Origin of the sequence: Bacillus sp. FSL K6-2839 (genome assembly GCF_038003365.1) — a bacterium.
Lineage (GTDB): Bacteria > Bacillota > Bacilli > Bacillales > Bacillaceae > Bacillus.
The window spans coordinates 20278-34326 of record NZ_JBBOOZ010000001.1; the positions used below are offsets into that span (position 1 = coordinate 20278).

Sequence of the window (14049 nt, forward strand, 5' to 3'; positions counted from 1 at the left end):
GATGAAATAGATGAGTTCATTTAAAAGGGATCAAGTTCAAGACATGTATTATCTGTCACCGATGCAAGAAGGAATGCTGTTTCATACCCTCCATCATCAAGAAAAGGGCTTTTATGTAGAGCAAATGGATATGAACGTAAAGGGCACACTGCGTCATGACTTACTTGAGAAAAGCATGAATGTCATCGTGGAGCGGTACGATATTTTTCGTACCGTATTTCTCCACGAAAAAGTGAAGCGTCCTGTCCAAGTTGTGCTGAAGAAACGCCCTTTTACGCTTGATGTGGTGGACATGCAGGATCTTTCTAAAGACGAACAGCTTGTACGTATTGAGACATTTAAACAACAGGATCAGCTGAGAGGATTTGATCTCTCGAAGGATTCTCTCATGCGGGCATCCGTTTTCCAAACGGGCCCTGCCAGCTATCGCTGGATATGGAGCTATCACCATATCCTCCTTGATGGCTGGTGCTTTGGGCTTGTGGTGCAGGAGTTATTTGCAATTTATCATGCACTTTTGCATGACGCCCCTTACAAGCTGGAACCGGTTAAACCATACAAAGAATATATTCAATGGCTGGAAAAACAAGATAAACAAGCATCACTTCAATATTGGCAGCAATCATTGGCCGGGTTTGATGGACAATCAACCTTTAAAGAACAGAGAAAACAAACGAATGAACATGAATTAGGCGAAATGGAATGGTCGATGAGCAAAGAAGAAACGGCTGCTTTATCAGAGTTAGCGTTGCAGCAAAATGCCACGTTAAGCAGCGTGCTTCAATCGGTGTGGTCAATTCTGTTGAGCAGATATCAGCGTTCAAATGATGTGTTGTTTGGCACGGTTGTGTCGGGACGTCCGGCAGATTTGGCTGGTGTTGACAGAATGGTTGGCTTGTTCATCAATGTCATCCCAAGAAGAATTCAGCTGACAGATGACATGACATTCCGTTCTCTTCTATCAGAGACTCAGCAGCAGTCTCTTGCAGCCGAGCCGCACCAATATATTCCGATTTATGATATTCAGGCAAAGACAGGTCAGCAGCCACTCATTGATCATATTGTCGTGTTTGAAAACGTCCCAGCCGCAAAGAAGGACGAGCAAGAGGCGCGATTAGGGTTTACTGTGGAAAACATGAATGTATATGAAAAATCGAACTATGATCTCAATTTGCTGGCATCACCAGGAGAACAATTGCAATTGAAGCTGGCCTTTAACCAAAAAGCATTTGATCCTCAATTTGTCCACCGGTTAAAGGAGCAGCTGAGTCTATTGATGAACGAGGCGATCAAGCATCCCGATCAATCGGTTCATACACTTACACTCGTCACGAAACAGGAAAAGCAGCTGATTCTTGAGGAATGGAATGCGCCTGAGCTTGAGCATGACCAGCTGTATTTGTCGAAATGGTTTGAGCATAATGTCCGCAAACAGCCGAATGCAGTGGCATTATCAGCAGGTGAGCACACGATGACATATGCGGAGCTGAATGAACAAGCCAATCGATTGGCAAGGCATTTGCAAAAAAATGGGGTCACGCATCAAACGGTCATCGCCATTTTAGCCGACCGCACGCCTGAACTTATTGTCAGCCTGCTGGCTGTCTTAAAAGCAGGCGCAATCTATGTGCCAATTGATCCCGATTATCCAGAAAGCCGCATTCAATACATGCTTAAAGACAGCGGGGCAACGCATCTTCTGACTCACTCATCCTTTATCGGTCAGGCGAAGGCACTTGCGTTTGATGGTACGTATCTGTTTGCGGATGATCAGGAAATTTCACTGATGAGCTCAGAGAATCTTCTGCTAGAAGCAGGCTTACACGATACGGCTTACATCATGTATACATCTGGTACAACAGGTCAGCCAAAAGGCATCATGACGACCCATTCCAATATTGCCCGGGTGGTCAAAAATACGAACTACTTAACCATTTCAGAAACAGATACACTGCTGTCACTATCCAACAGCGTATTTGATGGCTTTACATTTGATGTGTATGGCGCACTTTTAAACGGAGCGAAGCTTGTCCTGCCGAAAAAAGAGACCATTTTAGACATGGGCGAGCTGACGGGGCTGATTAAAAGAGAAAGCATTTCTGTCATGTTTGTTCCGACTGCATTATTTAATCTCCTCGTTGATGAAGAAACCGACTGGATGCGCAGTGTGCGCAAGGTGCTGTTCGGAGGAGAGCGGGCATCGGTACAGCATGTGAGGAAAGCCTTTGATGTCATGGGGAAAGACAGACTGATCAATGTCTACGGTCCAACCGAATCAACGGTCTTCGCCACCTATTATCCAGTAGATGAGGCTCTGCCGGTAGAGACGCGTTCGATTCCAATCGGAAAGCCGCTCAACCAGACGGGTGCTTATATATTGAGCCCGCACGGACAGCTTCAGCCGATTGGAATGGTCGGAGAACTATGCCTGAGTGGAAAAGGGCTTGCGAAGGGGTATTTGAATCGTCCTGATCTGACAAAACAAGCCTTTATCGCCCATCCATTTGCTGCGGGAGAAAGGCTGTATCGTACGGGAGACTTGGCTTATTTTCGAGCAGACGGTTTGATTGAGTATGCAGGCAGAGTGGATGATCAGGTGAAAATTCGCGGTCATCGAATTGAGCTGACAGAAATTGAAGCCCACCTTCTCATGCATCCAGGCGTAAAGCAAGCTGCCCTTATAGCTGATCAGCATAACACGCAGCATACAAGGCTGCTCGCCTATATGACGTGTGAGGAGGAGTGGAAGAACAAACTCGATGTGATCAAGTCAGGGCTGAAGGAAAAACTTCCGGCTTACATGCAGCCTCATGAGCTGATCAGACTTGAGAAAATGCCGCTTACGCCAAATGGAAAGGTTGATAAACGTCAGCTGCCAAAGCCAGAGGCGCCTCAAGGAAACCGCCATGTGAAGCTTCCAGTAAATGAGGTAGAACAAAAGTTGCTTGTGATGTGGAGGGAAGTGCTTGAAAGAGATGATATCAGCACAGATGACCATTTCTTTGAGCTTGGCGGGCATTCATTAAAAGCGATGTCGCTTTTATCCAAGGTGTCGAAGGAATTCGATGTTCAGGTGCCCATTCACTTGCTGTTTGAGACGCCTACCATTGAAGCAATCAGCCGTTATATTCAACAGCAGGATCAGGAAGCCGAAGGCTATCTTGTATTCAATGAATCTCAAACGCCAACAGTCTTTGCTCTCCCGCCATTACCAGGCTATGGATTTATTTATCAGGAAGCCGCAAAAACGCTTGATGGTGTTCGTTTGATCGCCTTTGACTTTATTGAAGCCGATCATCGAATTTCGCAATATGTTCAGCATATCCAGCACCTTCAGCCTGAAGGACCGCTGACTTTGATGGGATACTCTGGCGGGTGCTACCTAGCCTTTGAGCTTGTTCAATCGCTCGAACAAGCAGGGCGGACCGTCGAAAAGGTCATCATGATCGATTCCTATAAGAAAATAGGAGAAAGTGATTTAGAAGGACGATCCATTGATGACGATATAGCAGCGATCGTCCATCAGTCGCAGCAAAGTGAACTAGCACAAGCGGAGCTCATCCAAGACGCGCTTGCTCAAAAAACGAGGGCCTACTATGAAACTTTTGTTAAGGGGGTGAATCAAGGAGAGATACAAGCAGACATTGACTTCATCCAATCCGAAGAGCAAATTGCGATACCAGACTGGATGGAAAATTGGGAAGCTGCGACGACCGGCGCTTATCGACAATACCAAGGCTATGGTCAGCACGCTGACATGTTCAAAAACAAAGAATGTGCCGCTCAAAATGCACAGCTGATCCAAAAGATAGTCCATCATAAAAATAGAGAAGCAGTCTTGTAAACTTTAGATTAGGCAGGGGGTGCACTCTGGCAGCCCTGCCTGACAAAAAAGGAAAGGAACTCATATGAAACCATCAACCATTAATCAATCGAATGTACATGAATCAATGGATACGATTTTACAAGATGTACAGAAAACCATTTTACAAACCAACGAAATCGAACGCTTCGCTGTTTTTTCTCGTGAAAAAACCATTCGACCTCGGCCATATCACCTCTCTCATTTATTTCTCGACCATCACATGGAGCAGGAGGCCGCAGTTGAATGGATACAGACGCAAATGGCTTCGTCTGCTTTAGCGGACATGCCCCCAGCCATTTCCTATGGGGGGGATATAGATGTTAGTGCAGGAGCTCAAACCTTGCAGGACGCTCTAACTGAGGCAGCCAAAACGACAAACGGGCTGACTTATATCATCAATAGTGAAAATGAACTCACGCAATCCTACGCACAGTTAAAGGAGGATGCCGAACGGGTTCTGACGGGTTTAAGGGCACTAGGGCTTGAGCCAGGTGATCCTGTCTTCTTTCAATTTTCATCGAATCATGCGATGGTCACGGCCTTTTGGGCATGTGTGTTAGGCGGATTTGTCCCAACACTTGTATCGGCAGCCCCGACCTATCGGGAAATGAATGCCTCAGTGAAGAAGCTTCATCACGCTTGGAACCTGCTGGAGCACCCGCTCATTCTCACGGATGACTCGCTGATTGATGAGGTGCAAGGCTTAGCTTTACTGTGGCATACAGATCAATTACGTGTGGCAGCCGTTGAACCGATGCTCACTTTAGAAAGAGATCTAGAAGCACATCCAGTCACGCCTGATGATTCAGTCTTTTTTATCTTAACGTCTGGAAGTACGGGGATGCCTAAATGCGTAGAGCATTCTCATAGAAGTGTGCTGGCGAATGTCAAAGGGACAGTGGCAGCCAATCAGTTTACACAAGAGGATGTCTCGTTAGACTGGATGCCATTAGATCATATTGGCGGCATTGTGATGTTCCACCTTGTCAATGTGTACACAGGCTGTGAACAGATTCGGGCAAGGACAGATGACTTCATCGCTCAGCCGCTGCGCTGGCTTGACTGGATGGACCGCTATCGTGCAACGAAGACGTGGGCACCTAACTTCGCATTTGCGATGATCAATGATTATGAGAAAGACATTTCTTCAGGATCCTGGGATCTTTCTGCCATGACGTGTATGATCAATGGGGCAGAAGCGGTCGTACCGAAGACAATTCACCGGTTTTTACACCTGCTCGCTCCGCACGGCTTAAAGGGAGACGTTCTCAGACCGGCTTTCGGCATGTCTGAAATCTCATCAGCCGTTGTCTTCTCTTTTGCGATTGAGCGGGGAGATGAAAACAGCGGGGTTCTGACCTTTGAGGAAACGTCGCTGACAGAGCAGCTAAGACCAGCGGAGGCACGTGAGACAGGAACCGTCAGCTTTACAGAGCTGGGGAAACCGATTCCGGGTATCACGATTCGTATCGTCAACCATCAGCATGAGCTTCTTCCCGAAGATCACATTGGCAGCGTGCAAATCAAAGGGCCGACGACGATGAAGGGCTATTACAAGAATGACGAAGCGAATCAAGAGGTTTTTCAAACAGAGGGCTGGTTTCACACGGGTGATTTAGGTTTTCTGCACGAAGGAAGGCTGACATTAACCGGTAGAGAAAAAGACATGATCATCATCAACGGGAAAAATTATCACAACTATGAGATTGAAGCCATGGCAGAGGAAGTACCAGGCGTAGAAACGAGCTTTGTGGCTGCTTGCTCCGTTCGGATGGAGGCATCTGCATCCGATGAACTGATTCTCTTTTTTACACCGAAGCTGTATGAGCCTGCTTATATCATGAGGGCTAGCCAGCACATTAAAACCCATATTGCGACAAAAATGGGTCTGTCTGCATCAAAGGTTATCCCTGTCCAGAAGCATGCCTTTCCGAAAACAAGCTCTGGAAAAATAGAAAGGGCACAGCTCAAGACAAGGTGGCAGGAAGGTGAATTCGACGAAATCATCAAGGAACTGGACATCAGACTTGAAAATGAACACACCTTGCCTGATTGGAGTTATCAAAAGAAGTGGACACCTGCTCCGCTTCATGAAACTGAAAAGCAAACAGCAGGGGACATGGTGATCTTTGCAGATGCATTAGGGCTGGCAGATCAATTGAGATCCCTCTCAAACAATGAACAAACCTATATTACGGTTGAACCGGGTCAAGCATTCACACAACTCACACATACTCACTTCATCATCCACCCGAATCGGCCGTCAGACTACGAACAACTCTTTGAGACGCTCCGTTCGTATGGCGTTTCGGTGAAACAAATCATTCACCTTTGGAACTACACAAACAAGGAAGACACACTTCAAGCGGCAATGGCGAAGGAAGCGCAGAAAACTGGCAGCATGAGTGCATTATATGTAACAAAAGCGATTGCCGCCTATGAGGAACCTGTAGAGATCACCTTTGTCTCAGCTCATGCGATGAATTTGCCAGAAGATCAAACGCATCATGTGGAAAAAGCAACGACAACAGGATTGATGACAGCTGTACAGCATGAATGGCCGTTTATCAAGGTGCGATGTCTTGATTTTTCTCTAACAGAACCGGCTGACCGTTCTCATGCATCAGCGATCATGACAGAGCTTACACATGACACAAGCCATCATATCGCTGCTTACCGCGAAGGTGTTCGTTATATTCCTCTTTTATCACCGCTGCATCTGGAAAAAGATCAAAAGAGGAAGAAACCGCCATTTGAATCATCTGGGCTTTACGTGATGACAGGAGGGCTTGGCGGCATTGGGCGGATGCTGAGTGAACACCTTCTGACGTCCTATCAAGCGCATCTTGTGCTGCTTGGAAGAAAAGCACGAAAGGCTTTATCTGCGGAGCAGCAAGACGTTTTGACCTCACTTGAGAAACAAGCGAAAGACCATGGCGGCACAGTTTTTTATGAAGAAGTGGACATGACGGACGCAAAAGACATTGAAGCGCTCATCTCAAGACAAGAGGCGGCTCAAGGAAAAAGGCTGCATGGCGTGATTCATTTCGCTGGCATCATTCAAGAGGAGCTGCTTGCTGACATGACGTCTGCGTCCTTACATGCGATGTACGAAGCGAAGGTATATGGCACGATTGCGCTTCATGAAGCGGCTTCTAAACGGCAGAACGTCTTATTTTTATCTAGCTCGTCAGCACGAACGTTAAAGGGCGGGATGACCGTCGGCGCTTATTGCGCTGCCAATGAGTTCGTTGAACAATTTGCTCATTATCAAAGGCTGACATCTACAGTGAAGCCGTATTGCTTTAGCTTTAGCATGTGGGATGAGGTCGGCATGAGCGAGGGTTCGATGATCAAAGGCATGTTAAAAGAAAGAGGCTATCTCCCGATTCCGAAGCGGGCGGGCTTCCAGACAATGCTGGCATGTTTGATGACAGATGCGCCACTCATTTATATGGGATTAGATCGGTCAAAGCAGGACATTCAAGAAATGAGCCAAGCGGAGAGGCAAACAGAGCAAGCCATGTATGTCTTTTTTAAAACCGACAAAACAAAGGCTATTGAAGAACGGCTGTATCAGTCCATTTATACGTGTTTGCAGTCTCATCTATCTGGTGAATATTCCGTACATCTATTTCCTGAGGAATACTGGAAAGAATCAGAGGATGGCATGCCGGATGAAGCGTATTTCAAAGCATTCATTGAGGAAAGTGGACAGGAGGCAGAGGACAGAGCGCCTCAAACGGAGACGGAGAAACTTTTGGCAAACATTTGGTCCGAGCTGCTTGATGTCTCAAATGTCAGCTGCGGTGATCATTTCTTTCTACTCGGGGGTCATTCGCTCAAGGCAACGCAAATGCTGTCTGCGGTGAGACAAAGAATGGGATTTGACGTGCCGCTCGCTGTTCTTTTTGAGCATACGAGACTTGGGGAATTAGCGGAATGGATCGATTCGCATGCAAAAGTGGATGAAGCGGTACAGGTGCGGAAAATGGAAAAGGATCAAGAGATTCCGATGTCTTATGCCCAGCAAAGACAGTGGTTTCTCTATCAATTACAGCCCGATCTGCCATTTTATAATAATACAATTTCCTTTCGGATGAATGGACCTTTAGATGTGAAGGTGCTTCAGAGGAGTCTGCAGCAAATGGTGCAAAGGCATGAATCGCTCAGAACTTCCTTTACCATGAGCGGCGATGAACCAGTGCAGATCATACATGAGCATATGACTCTTCCAGAGCTTGAAGTGGTGGATCTATCAGATCTGACAGCACAGAAAGAAAGAGAACAAAAAGCGGCTGAATGGGCAAAAAGAGAGGCGGGCACACCTTTCCGCTTAGAACATGATCCGCTCTTTCGAGTGAAACTGATTCGGCTGTCGGAAACAGATCATTTGCTGCTGATGTCCATTCACCACATTGTGTCAGATGGCTGGTCGATTGGGATTGCCGCAAGAGAGCTGTCTGAGTGGTATACAGCGATGATTGACAAGAGAGCGCCTGATCTTTCGCCGCTGCCAATTCAATATGCGGATTACGCACTATGGCAGAAGGAGTATTTGACTGGAGAGACGCTGCATAAGCAGCTTTCCTATTGGAAGGAGCAATTTGCGGTTCCTGTAGAAGATTTGGTTTTGCCGTATGACTACCCGCGGCCAGCCGTTCAATCCTACAAGGGAAAAACGAAAAAATACCACTTGTCGAAGTCGCTGTCTGAGCAGCTGGCTGCCCTTTCTAAAAAGACAGACAGCACCCTTTATATGACGTTACTGACTGCCTTTTCTACCTTGCTGCATCGATTGTCTTCACAGGATGAGTTTGTGATTGGATCAGTCATTGCTGGGAGAAATCGGACGGAGATGGAGCATCTCATCGGATTTTTCGTAAATACGCTGGCACTTCGGATCGATCATAGCGGGAATCCTGCTTTCACTGAACTATTAGAGCGGGTGAAAGAAACAACAATGGGCGCCTATGCGCATCAGGATGTGCCGTTTGAGATGGTCGTAGATGAGCTGAATATTGTACGTGAGGCTGGCAAGCAGCCGCTGTTTCAGGTCATGTTCGTTTTGCAAAACCTGCCGCTTGAAGCTTCTCCGATGGGGGAGGCGACATCCGTTTTAGCCATTGAAGATAACGATACCGCCAAATTTGATCTATCCCTGTTTGTTTTTGAAGGGGCGGAGGGTCTTCAATTAAAACTGGAGTATGATGTGGACTTATTTTCTGACGACGCGATGGATCGGTTCCTTCGGTACTACGAGCATCTGCTTGCGTGTATTTGTGAAAATCCAGCACAGCCGATCAGACAAATGAATTACCTGCCAGAGAAAGAAAAGCATCAGCTGCTCTATGAATGGAGCGGTAAAACCAATCAGCCTGCAGGCCCGCTTCTCATCACGGAACGGTTTGAAGCGCAGGTGAGAAAGTCACCCGATGCCATTGCTCTCGAATTCGGGGGAGAGCAGTGGACGTATCGTGTGTTACAAGAGAAAGTCGACCGGCTTGCTGCTTCTCTGCAACAGCGAGGTGTGACGCCGCATGAACCAGTAGGGCTGCTCATCGACAGGTCGCCTCAAATGATTCTTGGGGTGCTGGCGATTGTGAAAGCAGGAGGCGCCTACGTGCCAATTGATCCTGAATATCCAGATACACGGATTGATTATATGCTGAGGGATACAGGTATTAAGCTGTTACTGACAAAAAATGAATGGCTCAAAAAGGTGTCCATCAGCCAAACCGAACTCATTTGTCTTGATGAGGGATATGAAGAGTTTTTATCAGAAGCAGAACTCATACCTGCTGCCCTAAAACCTGATGGACTCGCTTATATCAATTACACGTCAGGATCAACTGGACAGCCGAAAGGGGTTTTGATCCCGCATCAAGCAGTCATCCGGCTTGTTTGTGAAACAGATTATGTCACCCTTGATGAACATACGCGCATTTTACAAATCGCCAGCTTCTCCTTTGATGCCTTTACGTATGAAATATGGGGAGCCCTGCTAAATGGGGGAAGGCTGATCCTGGCCGATCGAAATACGATTTTATCAATGGATACGCTGGCTGACACGCTGACATCATACAAGATCACAACAGGATTTCTGACGGTGCCGCTGTTCAACCGGTTAACAGAGGAACATCCAGAAGCTTTATCTGGGTTTGATGCATTATTAGTCGGTGGTGATGCGCTCTCAGCTGCTCATATCCGCAAGGCACTGCCGTATTTACCTGAAGGGCTTTTAAACGGCTATGGACCAACTGAGAATACGACGTTCTCCTGTGTGCATCACATTCGCTCATTAGACGAAGGGCAGGCGACAGTTCCTATCGGTCAGCCAATTGCTTATTCACAAGCCTATGTATTAGACGACCAGCTGCAGCCGGTTCCGCAGGGTGTTATTGGAGAGATCTACGTTGGCGGAACAGGGCTGGCACTCGGTTACCTTGGAGATGAAGAAAAAACATCGCAATCATTTATCCCGCATCCTTTCCAAAAAGGAGCGCGTTTATATAAAACAGGCGATATGGGCCGCTGGCTCCCAAATGGTATTATCGACTGCCTTGGAAGAATCGATCATCAAGTGAAAATACGCGGACACCGCCTCGAATGCGGAGAAATTGAAGCCGCTATGCTGAGTTTTGAAGACATCATAGAATGTGCTGTCATTCCGCATCAGCACGAAAGTGGTCATAAGCGGCTCATCGGTTATTTTGTCCAAAAAGGTGCATGGACTCAGCAAGACATTCGCGGCGCCTTGAAAGACATGCTGCCAGATTATATGGTGCCAAGCCTATTCATAGAGCTAGAGGAACTGCCGCTCACGCCAAACGGCAAGGTAGACCAAAAGCGTCTCCCGCCGCCAGAGTGGAGACAGGAAGAAGTGGACAAACCAGCAGATAAGGCACTCAGTGAGGAAGAACGAGTGCTGGAAAAAGTGTGGACTCAGCTTCTTGGCACTCCTTCAATTAGTGTACATGATAACTACTTTGAGCTAGGCGGAGATTCCATTATTGTCATACAAATGGTGGCACGTCTAGCACAGGAAGGCTACATCATTCAGCCAAGAGATGTATTTGAAAAACAGACCATTTCGCAGCTGGCACGCGTAATGAAAAAAGCGGATGTGTCTGTGTCCTATGATCAATCGCCTGTTACAGGAGATGTTCGACTGCTTCCAATCCAATCTTGGTTCCTTGAGCAATCGATGACAAACCAAGATTATTGGAATCTATCAGCGCATATTGAATTCAAGCTATCCGTACAAGCCGAACAGTTGTCACAGGTTCTCTCAAAGCTTGTCGACCATCACGATATGCTGAGAGCCATTTATACAAAAGCAGCAGACGGCACATGGATTCAAACCATTCGTGCGCCTGGCATCACCCCTTGTGTCACATTCTTTGATTTGACGGATGTTTCTCATGAGGAAGCGCTGGAGCAAATTCGCTTGGAGACAAGCGCTTGTCAAGGAACATTGTCATTAGAGCGGGGAGAAGTGATCAAAGCCATTCTTTTTCAGACAAGTGATCGTACGTCTGAACTCTTTATCGCAGCCCACCATCTTGTGATGGATGGAATATCGTGGCGCATCATACAGGAAGATCTATTAAATGGATTGAAGCAGCTTGCAGCAGGGCAGGAGATCACACTTGCAAAGAAAACCGCTTCCTATCAGCAGTGGGCAGATGCACTCTATGAATATGCACAAACCGATCAATTACAAGAGCAGGTTCCTTTTTGGCAAAAGATCATGGATCAAGAGGAAGAAGGTTCTCCTTTTCAAACACCTGCGCTTTTCAATATAGAAGAACATGCAGAGATCCTGACTGTTCAATTGACGAAGGATCAAACAGACATTTTACTAAGGCACGCATCACAAGCGTACCGAACTGAGGTCAACGATTTACTTTTATCAGGACTTGCGCAAGCCGTTGGAAAGCCAATATTGATCACGTTAGAAGGACACGGACGCGAGGATTTATTTGAACAGATGGATTTGTCACGGACAGTCGGCTGGTTTACAAGCTCTTATCCTATTTTTATTCCTTTTATTCAAACCGATGTGGAGAGACAAATCAAAGATGTCAAAGAAACCTTAAGAGCTGTGCCGCAAAAGGGGATCGGCTATGGCTTGCTTCAATACATGACAGCATCTCGCTTACTCAAAACGGCAGCGCCGCAGATGAGCTTTAATTACCTTGGACAGCTAGATCAAATAGATGGTGAAGCAAATCTGTATTTAGCAGATGAACGAAATGGACATGTACATGATCCAAAAGCAGAAAGACAGCATTTAATCGATGTGTACGGATACGTTGTCAGTGGTCAGCTTCAGATGAATTTTATGATCAATCGTGAACTGCTTCAGGAGGAAGAGGTGCGCCAGTTACCTGAACGGTTCAAAGAAAAAATGGAGGACATTCTGACGCATTGTATAGAGACAAAAGGCGGCTTTACGCCATCTGATTTTCCAATGGTTCAGCTGACGCAAAAGCAAATAGATGAGCTTCCAGATCATGTAGTGGATGTATATCCACTATCTCCGATGCAGCAAGGGATGCTGTTTCATGCACTGTTAGATCAAGCGTCACAGGCTTATTTTGGTCAGGTGCATATGACGCTCGAAGGCTTAACGGACGGCGAAGCCTATGAAAAAGCATGGAATCTGCTTGTAGAACGTCATTCGATTTTGCGGACAAGATTTGCTTGGGAGGGGCTAAAGGAGCCTGTCCAATTGATTCAATCAGAAGGAAGCATTCACCACACTCAGCACGATGTGCGCCACCTGAGTGAAACGGATCAGAAGAAAACCATTGAGCGTTATTTACAATCCGATCGTTCAAAGGATTTCAAATTAGAGGATGCGGCTGAACCGCTCATTCGTATCGCTTTATTCCATCGTGACGAGAAAACATGCACGTTTGTTTTTAGCTTTCATCATATTTTAATCGATGGCTGGAGCCTGTTCGGCTTGATTGAGGAATCCTTTTCAATGTATCGCTCTCTTGTGGATGAACGAGAGATGAACCTTCTGGCTGTGCGTCCATATAAAGATTTTATTGAGTGGCTGCAAAAGCAGGATCAAGAGAGGGCGCAAGAGTTCTGGAAACATTATATGTCAGGAGTGAAGGAAGCCACACCACTTCCTGGGGACGGAGAGCAGACTTCGAATGAAGGAGCAGGTATTGATCAATTTAGTATCAAACTGACGCCTGAAATGCAGCAGAAGCTGGAGAAGATGACAGGCACACAGAAGGTCACGATGAGCACACTGATACAGGCGGCATGGGGGCTGCTCTTGCACCTTCATTCAGGCTCAGAGGATGTCGTGTTCGGTGTCACAGTATCTGGGCGGCCGGCGGACTTACCAGAGGTTGAAAGCATGACAGGGCTCTTTATTAACACCTTGCCGCTCCGTTTGCCGATCACACCAGACAGGACCATTGCCGAGCTGCTGGCACAGACGCAGGAAACGGTTTTTCACATGCGAGAATTCGAGTATACCGTACTGCCAGATATTCAGCAGATGACCCAAATCCCGAATGGAGAATCATTGTTTAACAGCATTGTCGTGTTTGAAAACTATCCGATTGAATCTGTAGAGCCGTATGGTGTACGGATATTAGACATTGCAAGTCATGAAGAAACAAACTATGACCTGACCCTTGTGGCTGTCCCAGGAGATACGCTGGAGCTTCGGGTCACATACCGCTTCAATCAATATACAGAAAAACAAATACAATCGCTGATGCAGCAGCTGATCCACACACTTGAAGCCATGACAGAGCAAGTGGAGACACCACTCTCTGATTTCACGATGGTGACAAATGAAGAAAAAGAGCGGATGATCACCGATTGGTCGAAAAACGCACAAGTCAGCGTGCTGTACCCAGATCAAGAAGAGGTCTACTCATGTGTGCACGATCCTTCCTGTGAGACGGAAATATTTGTGCTAAGCGAAGAGCATCAGCTCATGCCGGTAGGATTTTCTGGAGATATTTTTATCGGCGCGAAGGATATCAAAGCACTTTGCGGGGAGCTTGCCGATTGGATGGAGACGCATAAAATTCCGCATCCATTCAAACATCAAACAGGCGAATACCTCTATCCGACAGGGGATGTCGGCGTTTGGACTGAAAAAAATAAGATTCAGATTTTGGATTGGATGTAGGAGGAGAAGA

The 14049-nt window shown here is 46.7% G+C and carries 2 protein-coding genes; both read left to right on the top strand.

Translation table 11 applies throughout. From position 1 onward, the window contains the following. Positions 1-10: 10 nt before the first annotated feature. Positions 11-3844 (top strand): non-ribosomal peptide synthetase, encoded by a 3834-nt coding sequence (locus MHH26_RS00015; protein WP_340971634.1) that lies wholly within the window; start codon positions 11-13, stop codon positions 3842-3844. Positions 3845-3908: 64 nt separating this feature from the next. Further along, entirely contained in the window at positions 3909-14039 is a 10131-nt protein-coding gene (locus MHH26_RS00020; protein ID WP_340971636.1) for a non-ribosomal peptide synthetase, read from the top strand. The last annotated feature ends 10 nt before the right edge of the window (positions 14040-14049 follow it).